This window comes from Massilibacteroides vaginae (assembly GCF_900178525.1).
GTDB lineage: Bacteria > Bacteroidota > Bacteroidia > Bacteroidales > Tannerellaceae > Massilibacteroides > Massilibacteroides vaginae.
Genome location: NZ_FXDJ01000006.1, coordinates 300779 through 319414 on the forward strand (window position 1 = coordinate 300779; position 18636 = coordinate 319414).

At 39.8% G+C, this 18636-nt stretch carries 13 protein-coding genes; 5 read left to right on the top strand and 8 right to left on the bottom strand.

What is annotated here, in order from left to right:
• Window positions 1-26: 26 nt before the first annotated feature.
• Together B9Y81_RS01775 and B9Y81_RS01780 are read right to left on the bottom strand one after the other, a co-directional pair.
• Window positions 27-1592, bottom strand: coding sequence for a RagB/SusD family nutrient uptake outer membrane protein (locus tag B9Y81_RS01775; RefSeq protein WP_085535273.1), 1566 nt, complete (start codon window positions 1590-1592; stop codon window positions 27-29).
• A gap of 20 nt (window positions 1593-1612) precedes the next feature.
• A complete protein-coding gene (locus B9Y81_RS01780) occupies window positions 1613-4546 on the bottom strand; it encodes a SusC/RagA family TonB-linked outer membrane protein (RefSeq protein ID WP_085535505.1) in 2934 nt (977 codons plus the stop codon).
• Window positions 4547-5165: 619 nt separating this feature from the next.
• Between B9Y81_RS01780 and B9Y81_RS01785 the strand changes: the two genes are divergently transcribed.
• Window positions 5166-5375, top strand: coding sequence for a PG1828 family lipoprotein (locus tag B9Y81_RS01785; RefSeq protein ID WP_085535274.1), 210 nt, complete (start codon window positions 5166-5168; stop codon window positions 5373-5375).
• Between the two features lie 316 nt (window positions 5376-5691).
• Here the strand turns inward: B9Y81_RS01785 and B9Y81_RS01790 are convergent, their stop codons facing one another.
• Entirely contained in the window at window positions 5692-7809 is a 2118-nt protein-coding gene (locus tag B9Y81_RS01790) for a M3 family metallopeptidase (RefSeq protein WP_085535275.1), read from the bottom strand.
• Window positions 7810-7904: 95 nt separating this feature from the next.
• On the opposite strand from B9Y81_RS01790, the gene B9Y81_RS01795 reads away from it, so the two are divergent.
• From B9Y81_RS01795 to B9Y81_RS01805, 3 genes are all read left to right on the top strand, one after another.
• Complete coding sequence (locus tag B9Y81_RS01795; RefSeq protein ID WP_085535276.1) at window positions 7905-8852, top strand: NAD(P)H-dependent flavin oxidoreductase; 948 nt, start codon at window positions 7905-7907, stop codon at window positions 8850-8852.
• A gap of 11 nt (window positions 8853-8863) precedes the next feature.
• Window positions 8864-10516, top strand: a complete 1653-nt coding sequence (locus B9Y81_RS01800) for a DUF4153 domain-containing protein (protein ID WP_085535277.1) — start codon at window positions 8864-8866, stop codon at window positions 10514-10516.
• 89 nt (window positions 10517-10605) lie between these two features.
• Window positions 10606-11571: a hypothetical protein gene (locus B9Y81_RS01805; RefSeq protein WP_085535278.1), complete on the top strand. Its 966-nt coding sequence runs from the start codon at window positions 10606-10608 to the stop codon at window positions 11569-11571.
• Here B9Y81_RS01805 and B9Y81_RS01810 read toward each other — a convergent pair.
• Complete coding sequence (locus B9Y81_RS01810; RefSeq protein ID WP_085535279.1) at window positions 11556-12188, bottom strand: cytidylate kinase-like family protein; 633 nt, start codon at window positions 12186-12188, stop codon at window positions 11556-11558. The two genes, B9Y81_RS01805 and B9Y81_RS01810, sit on opposite strands and share 16 nt — an antisense overlap.
• Window positions 12189-12319: 131 nt before the next feature.
• Here B9Y81_RS01810 and B9Y81_RS01815 point away from each other — a divergent pair, with 131 nt between their 5' ends.
• Window positions 12320-12790, top strand: coding sequence for a GAF domain-containing protein (locus tag B9Y81_RS01815; RefSeq protein WP_085535506.1), 471 nt, complete (start codon window positions 12320-12322; stop codon window positions 12788-12790).
• Between the two features lie 4 nt (window positions 12791-12794).
• Here the strand turns inward: B9Y81_RS01815 and B9Y81_RS01820 are convergent, their stop codons facing one another.
• Genes B9Y81_RS01820 through B9Y81_RS01835 form a run of 4 tightly spaced genes read right to left on the bottom strand, consistent with a single transcriptional unit; the run spans window position 12795 to window position 18603 of the window.
• Window positions 12795-13409 carry an IMPACT family protein gene (locus tag B9Y81_RS01820; protein WP_085535280.1) on the bottom strand — a complete coding sequence of 205 codons (615 nt, stop codon included), beginning with the start codon at window positions 13407-13409 and terminating at the stop codon, window positions 12795-12797.
• A gap of 22 nt (window positions 13410-13431) precedes the next feature.
• Window positions 13432-16281 carry an excinuclease ABC subunit UvrA gene (gene uvrA / locus B9Y81_RS01825; protein ID WP_085535281.1) on the bottom strand — a complete coding sequence of 950 codons (2850 nt, stop codon included), beginning with the start codon at window positions 16279-16281 and terminating at the stop codon, window positions 13432-13434.
• A 14-nt stretch (window positions 16282-16295) separates the two neighbouring features.
• Window positions 16296-17285, bottom strand: a complete 990-nt coding sequence (locus B9Y81_RS01830) for a lytic transglycosylase domain-containing protein (protein ID WP_085535282.1) — start codon at window positions 17283-17285, stop codon at window positions 16296-16298.
• Entirely contained in the window at window positions 17269-18603 is a 1335-nt protein-coding gene (locus B9Y81_RS01835) for a T9SS type B sorting domain-containing protein (protein ID WP_085535283.1), read from the bottom strand. The genes B9Y81_RS01830 and B9Y81_RS01835 overlap by 17 nt, the downstream gene beginning before the upstream one ends.
• Window positions 18604-18636 lie beyond the last annotated feature (33 nt).

Here is an 18636-nt window from a genome sequence, read left to right on the forward strand (position 1 = left end):
TTTTCGTATATTAAAAAAACATCTATTTATTTAAAAGGAGGGTAACCCGGATTCTGTACGAGTTTATTATTCGTTTGCCATGCCTTTTGAGGGATCAAGAACAAATTCAGGTGATCCTTTCCATGGGTATTCGGTTTTAAGAAACGAGCATCCTGATAGGTTCCAAAACGGATACAGTCCTGACGCGCCATTTGCTCCCATGCAAATTCCAATTTACGTTCTAAAGCGATTTCTTTTAAAGTAACCGTTGTGTAATTATGACTGTCATTACCAAAGCCTCGTTCACGCATTACATTTACCAAACGTGTTGCTTCTGCATTATCCTTGCCCTGACGTACCAACGCTTCCGCTTTCATCAGGTAAACATCCGCCAAACGGAAGATATGGAAATCATTTTCCATTGCATCGACAATAGTCGTTTCATAATCCCACTTCCAGTTACGAGCACCAACTTCTTGTTGAACATCTCCCCAAACCGTACCATCACGTTCGGAACCCGGAATAATTTCAATATCAATCGTATGATTAAGAGGGCGATCGTGAGCTGTGTAAAGCTTTTCACCTGTTGTTAAATCATACATCTGACCGAGAAGAAAACTACCGGTTAAGCGCTGATCGGCTTCGTCAAACAAATGCACATAGGCAGGTTGAGCAGCCCAACTGTTATTACCAGCCGGTTTAATTCCAAGAGCCAGATTATCTTTATAGTGCAACCAGTTATAATATTGCATACGGAAACCGCTCGCATCGTTTACACTAAAACAGGCCGAAAAAATAGCTTCTCTTGAAACTTCATTCTTAGGAATAAAGTTTGTTTTCCAATTTGGCTCAATTTGATAATCTAATTCCATGACAACGTTTAACGCTTCTTCTGCTTCAGCCCACTTAGCATCATCAACTCCCCATGCCTCCGCATTCAAATACATCTTAGCCAATAAAGTATAAGCCGCTCCTTTTGTGAACTTTCCATACGATGCAGGCGTAACATCCTCACGAACAATATCCTTAATTTCATTCAATTCCTTAAGTATAAAGTTGTAAACCTCTTTTCTACTTGATTGCACCGGCAGGTCGGTTTGTGTAAAATCCGTAACCAAAGGTATGTTTCCCCAGAAATCCATCATCAGATACAACCAAAACGCACGTACTCCTCGTACTTCAGCCAATATTCGGGTTCTCACTTGCTCATCTAACCCTTCAATATTTTCCACAATATTAAGCACAAGATTAGCAGAAGATACAGCCTGGGTTGATTTATCCCATGCACCCCAGATAGAGTTATTTGTTTCCACCCAATCATGCATATGAATCTCACGGAATTGGCCACCATCCCACCAGTCACCTCCTCTTTTCGAAGGAACAAGCGACATATCTCCGGCAGCATCCTGAAGGGTCATAAAATTATGTCCGGCTGCATAACGGCAAAGCGTTTTATAAACAGGACCTACAATTGCATTTACTTCCGCCTCATTTTTCCCGAAATTATTAGCCGGAATTTTATCTTCAATCTCTTCATCCAAATTCAGACAGGAAGAGAAAGCAAAAACAGCAGAAAATAAGATAATCAGATTTATATATATTCTTTTCTTCATGACAATTTGCATTAATTAGATTAAAAAGTAAGATTCACACCAAACGTAAATGTTCTTGCTTTAGGCTGGAACTGACGAGGTTCAATACCTGGAGACAAACCGGCGTCATCCGCATCCGGATTACTATTAAAGAACAATTCCACTTCAGGATCAAGCCCTTTATAACCAGTTATTACAAATAAGTTTTGAGCCGATACGTACAAACGTAATTTCTCAATCCATTTCTTATCTTTCAGATTAAAGGTATAACCTAAGGCCATATTTTCAAGACGTGCAAAAGAAGCATCTTCAAGATACAAAGAACACATACGGGAAGATTCTTTTAATTGATAAACCAACGGATCATTCAATGCGTTAGCTCCAATCAGATACGTATTGTTTGCATAAGCAGCTCTTGGGTTATTCAACACTTTCTGTCCGACTGATCCTCTTAAGAAAAAGCTAAAGTCCCATTCTTTATATTTAAAAGAGTTGTTCCAACCAAACGTAAAGTCCGGCTGTGCGTCACCCATATACGTACGGTCATCTTCCGTAATTTTACCATCTTTATTTTGATCAACCATTATGTATTTGCCATTTTCATCGATACCTGTACATTCCAACAAGAAGAACTGACCGATAGGATATCCTTCTTCCACAACGTGTGACGTAATATTAGAACCTCCACGTATCCAAGGGCTACCGGTATAAATACGGTCACTTGAATAAAGATCATTAGACAAACGAGTAACCTCATTCTTATTTGTTGAGAAGTTAATTGAAGTATTCCAGTTAAAATCTTTCTTACGGAAAATATCAATATTTAATAAAACTTCAATACCTGTATTTTTCATATCACCTACATTGGCCTGCATTTTATTATATACAAATGGAGGTGTAGGTACTTGATAAGTGTATAACATATCGGAAGTTTCCTTGTTATACCACTCAATCGTTCCGTTTACACGATTATTAAACAAGGTAAAGTCAACCCCTACGTTTAACATAGCTGTAGATTCCCATTTCAAATCCGGGTTGGCATTCTGATTGATTCTATAGGCAGTAGCCCATACCCCATTATCATAATAAATACCCTCACCGCCATACATCTGCAAACTCTTATAAGGCTGTAATCCATTTTGGTTACCCGTAACACCATAACCTGCACGCAACTTCAAGTCGTTCAGCCAAGACACATCCTTCATAAATTCTTCCTGAGAAATACCCCAGGCAGCAGATACAGAAGGGAATATCCCCCATTTATGGTTATCACCAAACTTAGACGATCCATCCCGACGCACCGTTGCTGTTACCATGTATTTTTCATTATAGCTATAATGCGCACGCGCAAACATAGAGATCAACTTGTAATTATTTGCCCGTGATTCCACATCACCACTTTGCAGGCTGGCACCAGATTGCAAACTATTCCATTTCAAATCATTAATAAGATAATTCCGACTACGAGCCATTGTGTAAGAATATCGGTTTTCTTCCCAGGAATAACCCGCCATTGCCGAAACCTTATGTTCATCATTCTGTCCGAAAGACTTTTCATAATCCAACACCCACTCCATCATATTACGCTTGCGGATTGTGTTCGATTTTTCAGCAAACCCATGACTACTCTTTCCGGGTTTAGTCTCAAAATTATCATATCTCATAAATTCGCTCGCATTATAACTTGTATAAAGGTTGGTGCGAATATTCAATCCTTCCATTATTGTATACTGAATATCACCGATACCAAAAAAGTTACTTCCTTTATAACGGCGTTCGTTCAGATCCTGAATCTGTACCGCATTACCCTGGTCAAACTCATCATTTACTTTAGTAAAATAGGAGCCGTCTTTATTATAGACCGGATAAACAGGAAGCATATTGTAGGCATACATGAAATTTTCCCAAAAAGGAACACGGAAGTCATTCAGCGTAGTAGAACCTGTTAATCCTAAGCGCAGCTTATCTTGAAGCGCACGTTGTTGGAATTGAAAACGGAAGTTCATTCTTTCCATATCATTATCACGCATAATACCTGTACGATTCAGGTAGTTAAAGGATGCGCGATAATTACTTGACGGACCACCACCGGACAAAGAAACCGAATGATTCTGAGAAACGCCGGTACGGGTCAACTCATCAAACCAGTCCGTATCTGCTCCATATTGATCATACACAGCCGGATCCTGATCAGGCACTGTTGCCGCATAAGCTCTCCACTGATCAGCATTCATCAAATCAGGCTTATTAGCCATCTGATCAATTGCAACATAGCCGTTGTAGTTTACTTGAGTTTTGCTACCCGATCCACGTTTAGTAGTAATTAATATAACACCACCGGCCGCACGAGAACCATAAATAGCAGCTGATGAAGCGTCTTTCAACACAGAAATAGATTCTATATCTTGAGGAGCAACGGTACTTAGGCTACCTCCCGGTATACCATCGATTACGATCAGCGGTCCTTCGTCATTTTGCAACGTAGAAGTACCACGTAAACGAATCTGGCTGTCACGTGAAATATCTCCTGAACCACTTGTAATCGTTAAACCGGCAACTTTTCCTTGCAATAAGTCAGCCGCATCACGCGAAACACCCTGGTTAAAATTCTCTTCTGTAATATTTGCCACAGAACCCGTGATTTCTTTTCTTGTTTGACTACCATATCCGATGGCAACAACTTCACCAAGATTTACTACAGAAGGTTCCAATTTCACCTCGATAGAACTTTTCCCTTTTACTGCTTCTTCTTTAGTAATATAACCGATAAAGGAGAACTGTAAAACAGCTCTGTCAGGATTTGTTACGGCTAAAGAGTAGTTTCCGTCTATGTCCGTAACCGTACCATTAGTCGTACCTTTTTCCACAACATTGGCGCCAATGATAGGTTCGCCAAATTCATCCAACACTTTCCCTGCAATTTTTCCAGATTGCTGAGTAATTTTCACTTCTGCAAATACCGATTGAGTAGGCATCGCAGCCATCATACCAATGGTCAAAAAGCAAATACCAAAGCTCAGCCCACTTTTCAGAAAGGATAATCTTTTCTTCTCCATAATGTACTAGATATGTTAAATTAGCAATATTTTATTTTCATTTTCACTTATGAACAAATGAATATATTAACTGTAGACAAAGATAAGAAATTCCAATAGCAAACAACCTTTTTGGGTTAATTTCTAAAGAAAAAAGAAACAAACACAAACCATACCATATCAATATAAAACATATAAGGCGATTTATGTTTCATTTTGACAAATGCGGCAAATAGATTATTTTGCTTATAATCCACATAAACAAATGAATTTAAAGAACATTAACCCAAACACACCCTTATCGCATATTTAACACAACATTTCCATATTTAATGTCTTTTTGACATTAACTGAAAACGAAAAACAGTGTCGGATAAGTCAATTTTTCTTAACATAAAAGCCCGCAATTTGTAAATAATTGTTTAAATACACCCTTTATTGCATAATTCGTTGATATTTTTTAAAAAAAAATGCACCATGTTGTATAACATGTTTCAAATATTTATACATTTGCATCGTAATTATATAACACTTTATAGGTACTTAAAACTGAATTAAAATGAAAAAGGTATTAGCATTTGTAGCTGTTATTGCAGCTGTTTCTTTTTCTTCATGTGCAAACAAATCAGCTGAAGCTACTACTGAGGCTGTAGCAGAAACTGAAACTGTAGTTGAAGAGGCTGCCCCTGTAGTTGAAGAGGTTGCTCCTGCTTTGGAAGAAGCTGCCGACTCTACTGCTGTTCCGGCTGAAGTTGCTCCTGCAGAATAATCAGAAAGGGAAGGTTTTTATTGGTATGAGGGTGTCTGATAAAGACGCCCTTTTTTGTGTTTTGTAATTTGCTGTAAATCAGTATTTTATATTTGCAAAAAACATAAAGGTTATTTTTCGAAAAATAAAGGTTATCTTTTGAAAAATAACCTTTATCTTTTTTTTCATATAGTATTATAAAAAATCGCGGCTGTTTTCAGCATTGATTTGTTTGCCATGGCGGCTGTTTTTTACAGAAAAAATAAAGCGTGATGACATGGTAATCATCACGCTTTACAATAAGCAATTCAGCCGATAAACGGTTGATTTGTTTTTTTTATTTCAAGCCTCTGTTTTCAAGTAACGCATCTGTTCCCGGCTCTTTGCCACGGAAGTTTACATACATTACTGAAGCATCGTCAATTCCTCCCGGTGTAAGTACATAGTTACGGAATTTGCCGGCAACGTCCTGATTATAGATATCGCCTGTTTCTTTAAATGCACGGAAAGCGTCACAATCCAATACTTCAGACCAGATATAGCTGTAGTAACCGGCTGTATAACCTCCACCCATCGTATGGTTGAAATAAGTGGTGCGATAGCGGGAAGGTATTTGTGCTAAGAGTCCACGTTTGTTTAATGTTTTTGCTTCAAAATCCATCACGTTCAGATCGGCAGGTACTTCTTTCAATACATGGAAATCCATATCCAATAGTGAAGCAGCAAGGTATTCAGCGGTTGCGAAGCCTTGTCCGTATTTACCACTCTTATCTAACTTATCAATCAGTTCGGTAGGGATTACTTCGCCTGTTTCGTAATGTTTGGCAAACACTTTCAACACTTCCGGCTCGAATACCCAATGTTCCATTATCTGAGAAGGCAGTTCAACGAAGTCACGCGGAACACCCGAAATACCATAATAATGTACATCTTTAAATAGGTTATGCAGGGCATGACCGAATTCATGGAATAATGTATTCGCTTCGTCGGCACTCAACAAAGCAGGTTGTCCGGCAGCAGGAGGTGTAAAATTACATACGATAGTAACAACAGGAGCTAAGCGTTTTCCGTTTTTATACGTTTGCGAACGGTAAGTTCCACACCATGCTCCGCCTCTTTTACTTTCACGCGGGAAGAAATCCATATAAAGCACACCTAAATGAGAACCGTCTTTGTCCTTACACTCAAAAGCAACGGCTTCCGGATGTGGTAATGGAATATTTTTAATAGGCGTAAAGGTGATGCCATAAAGTTTGTTTGACACATAGAACACACCTTCATATACGTTTTCAAGCTTTAAATAAGGGCGCACCTGATTTTCGTCCAGGTCAAATTTTGCTTTCTTCGCTTTTTCAAAATAGTAACGCCAATCCCAACCGGCCGGTTCGAAGTTGCCTCCGGCTTTTTTAATCTCAGCTTTGATGTCGTTTAATTCTTCTTTTGCTTTTACCAGCGTTGGTGTCCACACCTCGTTTAGTAGTTTGTACACGTTATCAGCATTCTTTGCCATGCGTTCTTCCAGTACAAATGAAGCATAATCTTCATAACCCATCAGTTTCGCTTTTTCAAGACGCAAGCTGATCAATTTACGTACCACTTCTTTATTATCGGCAGCATTTCCGTTATTTCCACGATTGATATATCCGTTAAATATTTTCTCACGCAGTTCACGGTTATCGGCATATTGCAAGAAAGGCATTACACTTGGATTATGAAGCGTGTATACCCATTTCCCTTCCATACCATTCGCTTTAGCAACGGCAGCTCCATTGGCAATCAGGCTTTCGGGCAATCCGGCAAGGTCTGCTTCGTTTTCAATCACCAACTTAAAATCATTGGTTTCATTCAGCATATTTTGGCCGAAAGTAAGTTGCAGCATAGCAATCTCACTATTCAGTTCACGCAGTTTAGCCTGATCCGCCTCATTCAGGTTTGCACCGCCACGAACAAAACTTTTGTAGGTTTCTTCAAGCAGTTTCGTCTGCTCTTTATTCAATCCGAGTGATTCACGCTTATCGTAAACAGCTTTCACACGCGCAAATAATGCAGGGTTAAGGCTGATATCGTCTCGATGTTTAGATTGCAACGGAGACAATTCACGACTCAGATTTTGCATTTCCTCATTCGTATTCGCTGAATTCTGGCCACCGAATACAATACCCACCTTGCGATAAAGCGCTCCACTCTGATCTAATGCCGCAATTGTATTTTCGAAATCAGGCTCAGCAGTCTGATTAACAATTTGCGCTATTTCTTTTACTTGTTCTTCCATTCCCTGCAAGAACGCAGGTTTATAGTGCTCCAGCTCAATCTGGTCAAATGGAGGCACTCCAAACGGAGTAGTGTACTCTGCGAAAAAAGGGTTATTAGCTTCTGTATTCTCCGTCTTTTTACCTGACGACCCACATGCACTAACTACGACAGCAATTCCTACAGTCATGATTAATTTTTTCATCCGATATTTATTTATTGTATTATTATTGAGTAAGAATACAAATATAGAATATTTTATATTACTTTGAACGAAAATAAACTAAATACAAACAAAACATGAATAGAATCAGCGAATTATTTAACATAACCTACCCCATCATTCAGGGAGGTATGGTCTGGTGCAGTGGATGGAAATTAGCTTCGGCGGTAAGTAACGCCGGAGGATTAGGACTAATCGGAGCCGGATCAATGCACCCTGAAGTTTTACGTGAGCATATACGTAAATGTAAAGACGCTACAGACAAACCCTTCGGCGTAAATGTTCCGCTGATGTATCCTGAAATTGAAACGATTATGAACATCTTGATTGACGAGGAGGTAAAGATCGTGTTTACTTCTGCCGGAAATCCCAAAGCATGGACCAAACATTTACAGGAAAAAGGAATCAAAGTAGCACATGTGGTAAGCAGCTCTAAATTCGCGGTAAAATGTGAGGAGGCAGGTGTAGATGCCATCGTAGCGGAAGGTTTTGAAGCTGGTGGACATAATGGGCGCGAAGAAACTACTACGTTATGCCTTATTCCTGCCGTAAGGAAAGCAACTTCGCTCCCGCTTATAGCAGCCGGAGGTATCGGCACCGGCGAAGCCATGTTGGCTACATTCGCTTTAGGTGCGGAAGGGGTACAAATCGGAACACGCTTTGCTTTAACCAAAGAGAGTTCGGCGCACGAAAGCTTTAAGCGTCTATGCCTCAGCCTGAATGAAGGAGACACCAAACTGTTATTAAAAAAGCTTGCCCCCACCCGTTTGGTAAAAGGAGGATTCACCACAGCTGTAGAGGAAGCCGAGGCAAGAGGCGCATCCGCCGAAGAATTAAGAGCACTCTTAGGTAAAGGAAGAGCTAAGAAGGGCATCTTCGAAGGCAATCTGGAAGAAGGGGAACTGGAGATAGGTCAAGTTGCCGCTTTATTTAAAGAAGAACAATCGGTAAGTGAAGTTATAGCTGAAATAATGACTGATTTCAACAAAAAAACAAAGGAGTTATCCGGCATGAGTTTCATTTAAAAAGATGACGTATGAAAAAAATAAACTGGAATAAATTAAAATCGGATGCTTTATCAACGGTAAAAGCTTTTCCTGTTGAGATAATAATAAGTATCTGTTTGTTTGTAGTTGCTTCTATTCAGAAAGAAACAAGGTCTTGGTATCCGGATTATATCTATAATGCACTTTTTCTTATTCCTTTATTCTGGGTTATTAGTTTTACATTCAACCAACTTTTCTCTGCAGCACGTCTGAGATGGGTATATTATTCCAGTTTATTACTTGTTTTCGTCGCTCCTTTTATAACCATTCCCAATCCACCCGAAACATCCTATGCAATAAGTTGGGTAATCGCTCTGGCTGCGATCTTAGCTTGCAGACGTCAAAAAGACAATTTCCGTTTTTCGATTGATACATTACGCGTACCGTATCATATTGCCATCAGCGGTGTGCTTTCTTTAGCTTTGGCCGGATTGCTTTGCGGCATTTATGCCTCGATTATTTATATTTTCGATTTTAACACGTCTCAGATGGACGAAGTTATATTCTATCTGGTCGTTTTCCCGTTATCGGTTGTAGCACCTTTTCTTTTCTGCTTATTTCAAAACAGAGAGCAGGATTATTACTATTGGCAAGCGGATCGATTTTTTGAAATATTGAATAATTGGATCCTATCTCCTGCATTAATCGCTTATTCGATATTGTTATATGTTTACGGGCTCAAGATATTGTTCACCTGGGAGTTGCCGAAAGGTATGCTTTCGTATATGATTTCAATCTTTTTGTTTATTGCCGTCATTGCAAGAGCGTGTCAGAAATTACTGAAAAAAGAATATTATGCTTGGTTTTTCAAGTATTTCCATCTGGTTGCTATTCCTATTCTTGTATTATTCTGGGTTGGTATATTATACAGAATAAGGGAATATGGCTTTACTGAAGAGCGGGTGTATCTGTTTGTGTTGGCACTTCTTATTACTGTTATTTCCGTGCTGGCATTCAGAGCTCCGCATACCAGATACTTGTATTTCATCTATCTTGTGATTGTTCTGCTGGGTTCGGCAACGTTCATCCCACCGGTAACAGCTAAAAGAATAGGCATACTCTCTCAGGAAAGTCGCCTGAAGAAAACAATTAAAGCACTTGACCTAAAGGATCCCGAAACCGGATTAATACGCAACAAGGATATACCTGCCACGATTAATGATAGCACTTCGATGGAGCCTTATCAAACAATGATATCAACCTACAGCTACCTGGTATACGAAACTTCCGGAACTTATATGCAACAAAAGTTTGGCTATAGTTCGGTCTATGCGCTCAATGAAGGTTTGTTCGGTCAAAATCCACCGGGTTTCATGAAAGGAACAGATTATATTTATCATTCGAGAGTTGGCGGACAAGTTGTTTCCATCGAAGGGTATACAAAATTGCATGATGCCTATGTATTTGCACAAATAAATGAAGATTCTATTATTCTGAAAACAGATACCATGGTTATCACCGCTTTTGACATGCGAAATTTTTTATCTGATCGCCCGGCTTTATTAATTAAAGAAACCGATAAAAACAACGTTGACAGTCTCCTTTATTTAAAGAATGACTCTTGTATGGCACTGATTGAATATCTTAGCATTTCGAATGGAAAAATTGAATACGTTACAATAAAAAACCTGCTGAAAAAATAATGATTTTTTTATTTAATTTTGCATAATCATACATACAATTACAGGTGTTTATTTGTTTAATAGATATTAATAGCATAAAAAATTAGTATATGACAGTTCAAACATTAAACGAAGCTCTCATCGCAGAGATGGAAAGTAAAATTCCGGATGGAACCCGATTAGCAAATGTGCTGATTGAAATACTTTTCATTGGAAAAGAGGCCGTGTATAGAAGGCTCAGAGGAGAGGTTCCTTTCACGTTGAACGAAGCTGCCATTATTGCGAGACAATTAGGGATCTCTTTGGATAATACAGTGGGTACGAAGTTGAATAAAAACGCACAGTTCAACCTGAGTATGATTGACGTGGCTGACCCAATTTTAACTTATGAAAAAACAATCAAAGAATATTGTGAGGCGTATCTAAACCTGAAAGATTACGAGAATACGGAATTAGGACTGGCCGCTAATCTTATTCCGCAGGTTTTTTATCTTAAATACGCTAATCTGGCTAAATTCCGCCTGTTTAAATGGATTTATCAGAACGACAAGAGCAATGCGTATAATTCGTATTCCGACATTATCATACCCGACAGAATCACGGATCTTCAGAAAGAATATGTGCGGGAAACTCAATACATAAAGTCGACAATGTATATTCTTGATGATCAGATTTTCACCAGCTTCATTAACGATGTCAATTATTTTATCAATATAAATCTGATAAGCAAGAAAGACGTCGAGTTAATTAAAGAAGATCTGCTTCATCTGCTTTTTGACCTAGAAGAATACGCAACCAAGGGGAAATTTAAAACAGGCACAAACCTACAGGTGTATATTTCGAATATAAATTTTGAAGCGACCTATACTTATATTAGTACTCCGTTTGGTAATTGGGCGGCATTCAGGCTTTTCTCTATCAATGCGATTTACTCGACAGATCCGATGGTGTATAATTACAACCGGGACTTTATCATGTCGCTAAAAAAGTATTCAACATTGATATCCGAAAGTGCTGAGATGCAACGCATTCAATATTTTAACAAACAGCGTGCAATTATTCAATCTTTATCCTGAAAATATTTTTTCGTTATCAGTTCTTTTATAAACAAAGCTGTTCCTTCAATACCCAGAATGGATACATCAATAGAAAGATGATAAGAAAGGGCACTACCCCATTTCTTATTCGTATAGTAGTTATAATAAGCAGCTCGCTGTTTATCGGTTTTCGAATTTAATTCTTCCGCCTCTTCTCTTGACAGCTTGTATCTTTCCATGGTACGTTCTGTCCGGTTTTCAAGCGGACTATGAATAAATACGCTCAAACAGTTAGGATCGTCTCTTAAGATATAGTCGGCACAACGTCCTACAAGAACACAAGATTGCTTATTAGCTACATTACGAATGGTATCACTCTGTAGTTTAAACAGCCCGTCATTACTCAATATGTCCGTATAGGGGGTAAACATCCCCATGTAAGGTAGTCCTAAAGAAAAAGCATACGATAAGCCATGTGTTGAACGTTCATCCGCTTTTTCGAAAAACGCTTTATTCAAACCGCTCTCTTTCGCTGCAATCACCAATAATTCTTTATCATAGAATGAAATTTCTAATAATTCAGCTAATCTGTGTCCTACTTCATAGCCTCCGCTACCAAATTGTCGCCCAATAGCAATTCTAATCTTAGTCTTCATAGCCTTATATTTTTTATTGATTACTGCTAAAATACTACTTTACAATGAATTTCCCATACTATACACCTGTTTATTTCCCGTATTTGATTAATTATTATAACTTCACGGTCTTTTTAAATGGGAAAAAGCAAATGGCAGAAAACTTAATTATAGGTGGGGAACTGAAGTCGGAAAAATACGAGACACTGATCCCTCAGATCAAAGCTTTAGTGTTGGGCGAATCTGATCAGGTTGCGAATATGGCCAATGTAGCTGCCGCACTAAAGCAGACTTTCGGTTTCTTTTGGGTAGGCTTTTACATTGTACGGAATAACGAGTTGGTTCTCGGACCATTTCAAGGCCCAATAGCCTGCACACGTATAAAAAAGGGAAAGGGAGTTTGCGGTATGGCCTGGGAGAAGAGAAACACAATCCTGGTTCCAAACGTGGATGAATTCCCCGGACACATTGCGTGCAATAGTGATTCTAAGTCTGAAGTAGTGGTTCCCTTACTACTTAATGAAGAGGTAATCGCGGTATTAGATATCGACAGTGACAAACTAAATGATTTCACCACTGAGGATGTGTACTATTTAGAACAGATTGTCGGTTTTTTGTCTTAAAAGATCATTCTTCTTTCCAACCTTTAACAGTAGCAGTCTCGACTTTTGCTAATCGAGCCTTCAGTTTTTCGGCATTTCCCTTCCGAATACGCAGTGTCATTTCGCAATCCATTTGAAAGTCTTGAGATATAATTTCAGGACCATCTTCTTTTATGATACGCATGATACTGTTCAGGAAAGGATATTCAAAACAAACGGTGATATCTTCATCTACTGTTCTCTCTTCGATATCAGCTGAGGCAATGGCTTCTGCCGCTGCCGCTCTGTAGGCGACAATCAATCCCCCGGTACCCAATTCGATTCCTCCGAAGTATCGGATTACGATGATCAGAATATCTGTCAGTTGATTGGAATTGATCTGCCCAAGTATTGGTTTTCCGGCCGTAGAGGAAGGCTCGCCATCGTCATTGGCACGATACTCTTCCCTTGCATGTCCCAACATATATGCCCAGCAGACATGCCGGGCATCGTAATATTGCTTTCTGTATTTATCCAATTCCGCTTTTACGTCCTCTACCGTACGTACAGGAATCGCATAAGAAATGAAACGACTTCTTTTTTCGCTATAATAGCCCTCTGATATACCTTTGATGGTTCTATAACTATCTTCTTCCGCCATTACCTATTCTGTAGTTAGTATACTAATTTAGTTTGTTTGCTAATTCTTCTTTAAGAAAAGGAGTGGTAAAACTTTTGGCTTTCGAGGCGACCATCTCTTCCGGTGTTCCTTCAAAGAGGATATTTCCACCTTTACGTCCGCCTTCCGGACCAATGTCTATCAGGTAATCCGCGCTTTTAATCACATCCAGATTATGTTCGATCACAATAATTGTATTGCCTTTGTCTACCAACTTATTCAACACTCCGAGCAGCACCCGAATATCCTCAAAATGTAATCCGGTTGTAGGTTCATCAAGTACATATAATGTTTTACCGGTGTCTCGTTTTGCCAATTCGGTTGCCAATTTTACGCGTTGGCTCTCTCCTCCTGAAAGTGTGGTAGATGGTTGTCCTAACTTTATATAGCCTAACCCTACATCTTGCAAAACTTTTACTTTGCCCAAGATAGAGGGAATGTTTTCGAAGAACTCAACTGCCATATTGATTGTCATATTCAAAATATCGGCTATCGATTTTCCGCGAAAGCGAACTTCAAGTGTTTCGCGGTTATATCGTTTGCCTAAGCAATCTTCACAGGGAACAAGCACATCCGGCAGGAAATTCATTTCGATCGTTTTATAGCCATTTCCTTTACATGTCTCACAACGACCTCCGGATACGTTGAAAGAAAAACGTCCGGGCTTATATCCACGCATTTTCGATTCGGGCAGTTCCACAAACAGATTACGGATATCCGAGAAAACACCGGTATATGTTGCCGGATTACTTCGCGGAGATCGTCCGATAGGAGACTGATCTACATTTACTATTTTATCGATATGCTCAATGCCTTCTATTGACTGATAAGGAAGCGGCTCTGCCAATGAGTGATAAAACTCTTTACTGATAATCGGCTGCAGCGTATGATTTATTAACGTTGACTTACCACTTCCCGACACTCCCGTTACACAAATCAACGTTCCCAACGGAAATTGAGTCGTCACATTTTTAAGATTATTCCCTGTCGCTCCGATTAGTTTTATAAATGAACCGTTCCCTTTCCGTCTTACCGCAGGAATTTCAATATTCACTTTCCCATTCAGGTAAGCCGAAGTCATTGTATCAGACTTCAACATCTCGTCCGGCGTTCCTTCAAATACGACTTCCCCACCGAGTCGTCCGGCTTTAGGACCAAGGTCTACGATATAATCCGCATTCAGCATCATATCCTTATCGTGTTCTACTACTACTACAGAATTACCCGTATCACGAAGATCCTTCAATGAATTAATAAGTCGCACATTATCGCGTTGATGCAAACCGATACTTGGCTCATCCAGAATATATAATACATTGACCAACTGACTCCCGATCTGGGTTGCCAAACGGATGCGCTGACTTTCGCCTCCTGACAAAGAAGCGGAAGCTCGATTAAGAGCCAGATAATCCAGCCCTACATCCAAAAGGAACTTAAGTCTTGAGCGTATTTCTTTTAGTATTTCGCCGGCAATCAATCGCTGCTTCTCACTTATGCGATCTTCAAGACCAGCTAACCATTCGCTTAATTCCGAAACATCGATTTTAGATAAAGCCGCAATATTTTTACCATCTATACGATAATTCAATGCCTCTTTATTCAATCTATCCCCATTACATTCCGGGCAAATGGTTTCTTTTATAAATTGCCCTGCCCATTTCTGCGCTGTTGCAGATGCCTCCGTATCCTGTTGCATAAGGATATATTTAGCGACACCTTCGTAAGTAATAAAGTAGTTCGAATTACCGAGCGATTCATTTTTAATCTGCAGACGCTCATCGGTTCCATTCATGATCTCGTCGATTGCCTCTTCCGGAATATCTTTAATGGGAGTTTTAACTGTCACTCCGTACTTTTCGCAAATGGCATCAATCTGCCAAAATATCAGCGAATTTTTATACTTACCAAGCGCAACAATCCCTCCGTTATAAATACTAAGTGATGCGTCCGGCACAATCTTTTCCATATCTAACAGATTAACCACACCGAGCCCTTTGCATTTCGGGCAAGCACCATGAGGTGAATTAAATGAAAAATTATGCGGCGCCGGCTCACTGTAAGATAGTCCGGTTATAGGGCACATCAAGCGTTTACTGTAATGTCGCACCTCATTGGTATCGGCATCAAGTAGAAGGATTAAGCCATCTCCTTGTTTCATCGCTATACGCACACTGTCTTTCAATCGTTTTTCATCAGAGGCGGAGACTACCAGTTTGTCGATTACCACTTCTACACTGTGCATTTTATAACGATCCAGACGCATGCCGTGAATTATCTCACGCAATTCGCCATCCACACGAACGTTCAGAAAGCCCTTTTTGCGTATCTGCTCAAAGAGTTCTTTGTAATGCCCTTTACGATTTCTGACAACCGGGGCAAGGATATAGGTTTTCTTTCCTTTATAATGTTCGAGAATCAGATCAAGTATCTGTTCTTCGGTATATTTCACCATCTTCTCCCCACTCAGATACGAGTAGGCTTCTCCGGCTCTGGCGTAGAGCAAGCGTAAGAAGTCGTAGATCTCTGTTGTAGTTCCGACGGTTGAACGGGGATTTCTGTTTGTTGTCTTTTGCTCGATAGAGATTACAGGACTTAAACCTGTGATCTTATCGACATCCGGTCTTTCGATATTTCCCAGAAAATTACGCGCGTAGGCAGAAAACGTTTCAATATAACGTCGCTGTCCTTCGGCAAAGATCGTATCAAAAGCCAACGACGATTTACCACTCCCACTCATTCCGGTTATGACGGACAATTTGTTGCGCGGTATATCGACATCTATGTTTTTTAAATTATGAACCCGGGCGCCTAATACGGAAATCAGCCCTTCTTCTAAAGCAGTGTTATCATTCATTGTTCTAAATCATCCTATTTCGTAACCCAACGAGGGTCATGCACAACTGTATTCGGCGTTTTATAAAACAGATCCTCCTTTTCCGGAATATCTATATAATATGTTTTACCTCCTGTCACTAATTTACGGTCTCTCAACCACGAGTTAAATCGTTTCAGGTCGGCATACGTTATACCTTGTTCCTGCGCGAACGCGCTCAAATCCTGAATATCGGCAGTAACTTTGACTTGATTCATCCGGATAGGCTTATATAAATCCTCGGCTTTGAGAACAAAACCATATTTCGTCGGGTTTTCAAAAATCTGTTTGATCGCCATCATTCTATACACATAGCGAGAAGTTTCCTCAACCAACCAAAGATCAAGGGCACTATCCGCACTCTGCTTCTGCAACTCTCCGGAGATGCGACCCATGCCCGCGTTATACGAAGCGGCCACATCCGTCCAACTATTATATTTAGCGTATGCTTTCTTCAGATAACGGCAGGCAGCTTCTGTTGATTTTACAACGTGCCTTCTTTCATCAACCGTCCCGAGAACAACCAATCCTTCATCTTTTGCCGTTCCTTCCAACAATTGCCACATACCTACGGCACGGGCAGGAGAAGATGCCTGCGGATCTAAATGGCTTTCAATCACAGCCAAGTATTTAAAGTCATCTGGAATTCCGTTTGCTTTCAAAATTGGTTCTATTATCGGGAAATAACGATTCGCACGCTTTATCAACAACATTGTAGTTGAATGAAAGTAAGTGAAACTGGCTAATTCCCGGTCTAAACCTTCGTGCATATTATAGCGGGTCAGGTCGATCTTGTCACCACAAAACATAACCGAAGCGGGTATTTCCGGGTTCATCGTGATTGCCTGAGAGACACCCTCAACAGTTGCATTATTAGTTCTGCCATCTATTTTAAGCGAATCATTAGATCCTAATGAAACACAGGCAGAGAGACAAATAAAAGTTCCTGCCAGACAACTAAATTTTTCTTTATTCAATAATTTCATTTCTTTCTGTTTTTGATCGAAGTATACTTATACTTCCTTTCTTTTTATGTGTTTTGCCGTCCGAGCCCTTTGCTTCTAAGATATAAAAATATACACCGGGTGCCACATATTTACCTCCTTTTTTTCCATCCCATCCTAAATCAGGATTGGTCCAATAAAACATTTCATTACCCCAACGGTTAAATATCCAACCTTTGAACGAGGTAATTGATTTATACCTTATCTTAAACTCATCATTGATACCGGGCGATGCTCCGGGTGAAAACACATTCGGAGCATCCCAATAAAATTCACTGATCGTTATTTCATAATCAGACAAAACGGTTTCACACTGTCCTGTTCTATCCAACACCTGCAATTCAATGGCGAATGTTCCCTCACGATCAAATAAATGTTCAACCTCACTGCCCCGGTAAATAGCCGGATTTTGCAATGGGTCTGTTTTGCTGTATATCTTCCAGGTAAAAGCATTTGCCACCGGTTCATTCGCAACAGCGGTAAAACGCACATCGAGCGGTGCCGAAAAGATTCCATCCTCCAGAATTTTCGCACCGCCATCACCATTATCAATATATGTTGTGTCTACAGCTACCAACAAGGCAGTTGTGGTATACCATTCGGAGGTAACCTGTTGCTCCATATTAAAATGACGGGCAAACATATCTCCCTTCAGCGTAAATTCCGTATCCGTATAAGGGGCACTTATATTACGCCCGAATGGGTAGCCCTTTATCGTATCCGTTTTTTGTATGGGGATAATTGTTGTTGACAGATCATCCTGCCGCAATTCTTCTGTATTGTATTTTAATTCAAACAAACGAACCAACTCCATTTTCGTTCCGCGCGGTGTATAATAATACATCGGCTCGAGTTTTCCATCGCCCTCTAATTTCACTTGTCCGCAATCATCCTTTATCCCTGAGACGCGGAGGTTGTTCAATTCCGCTTTGTATTTACTGTAATCAATAAGCCAGACGTATTTAGTGAATCCGGAGGTTTCTTTCACAAAATAACCGTATCCTTCTTCCGGATTACTTATTACTGATGTTGTACCATTCTGTTGGGCAGTTACCGGTTCGGCCTCCAGTGCTTTTGATTTATACCGAAACCACTGATGCGAAGAAGAGGAGGAAGAATAACCGATCTCAACCCCGCTCATGCCATAAACCAAATACACATCTATGTCATTTCCTGTATTGGGTTCGGCCAGCATAGGGGTTCCTGTTCCCCCCGTTATCGTATATTGGGCATATACATTATAAGAAACCAGTAATAAAATGATTAAAATTCCTGAACTTATTAATCTTCTTTTAAACATATCGGACTCCCGTAATTAGTTTCCAAAATTAGT

Excerpts from the sequence above, each read along its gene's own strand:
- B9Y81_RS01775 (WP_085535273.1), bottom strand. The coding sequence starts at position 1,592 with ATGAAGAAAAGAATATATATAAATCTGATTATCTTATTTTCTGCTGTT.
- B9Y81_RS01780 (WP_085535505.1), bottom strand. The coding sequence starts at position 4,546 with ATGCCTACTCAATCGGTATTTGCAGAAGTGAAAATTACTCAGCAATCT.
- B9Y81_RS01785 (WP_085535274.1), top strand. The coding sequence starts at position 5,166 with ATGAAAAAGGTATTAGCATTTGTAGCTGTTATTGCAGCTGTTTCTTTT.
- B9Y81_RS01790 (WP_085535275.1), bottom strand. The coding sequence starts at position 7,809 with ATGAAAAAATTAATCATGACTGTAGGAATTGCTGTCGTAGTTAGTGCA.
- B9Y81_RS01795 (WP_085535276.1), top strand. The coding sequence starts at position 7,905 with ATGAATAGAATCAGCGAATTATTTAACATAACCTACCCCATCATTCAG.
- B9Y81_RS01800 (WP_085535277.1), top strand. The coding sequence starts at position 8,864 with ATGAAAAAAATAAACTGGAATAAATTAAAATCGGATGCTTTATCAACG.
- B9Y81_RS01805 (WP_085535278.1), top strand. The coding sequence starts at position 10,606 with ATGACAGTTCAAACATTAAACGAAGCTCTCATCGCAGAGATGGAAAGT.
- B9Y81_RS01810 (WP_085535279.1), bottom strand. The coding sequence starts at position 12,188 with ATGAAGACTAAGATTAGAATTGCTATTGGGCGACAATTTGGTAGCGGA.
- B9Y81_RS01815 (WP_085535506.1), top strand. The coding sequence starts at position 12,320 with ATGGCAGAAAACTTAATTATAGGTGGGGAACTGAAGTCGGAAAAATAC.
- B9Y81_RS01820 (WP_085535280.1), bottom strand. The coding sequence starts at position 13,409 with ATGGCGGAAGAAGATAGTTATAGAACCATCAAAGGTATATCAGAGGGC.
- uvrA (WP_085535281.1), bottom strand. The coding sequence starts at position 16,281 with ATGAATGATAACACTGCTTTAGAAGAAGGGCTGATTTCCGTATTAGGC.
- B9Y81_RS01830 (WP_085535282.1), bottom strand. The coding sequence starts at position 17,285 with ATGAAATTATTGAATAAAGAAAAATTTAGTTGTCTGGCAGGAACTTTT.
- B9Y81_RS01835 (WP_085535283.1), bottom strand. The coding sequence starts at position 18,603 with ATGTTTAAAAGAAGATTAATAAGTTCAGGAATTTTAATCATTTTATTA.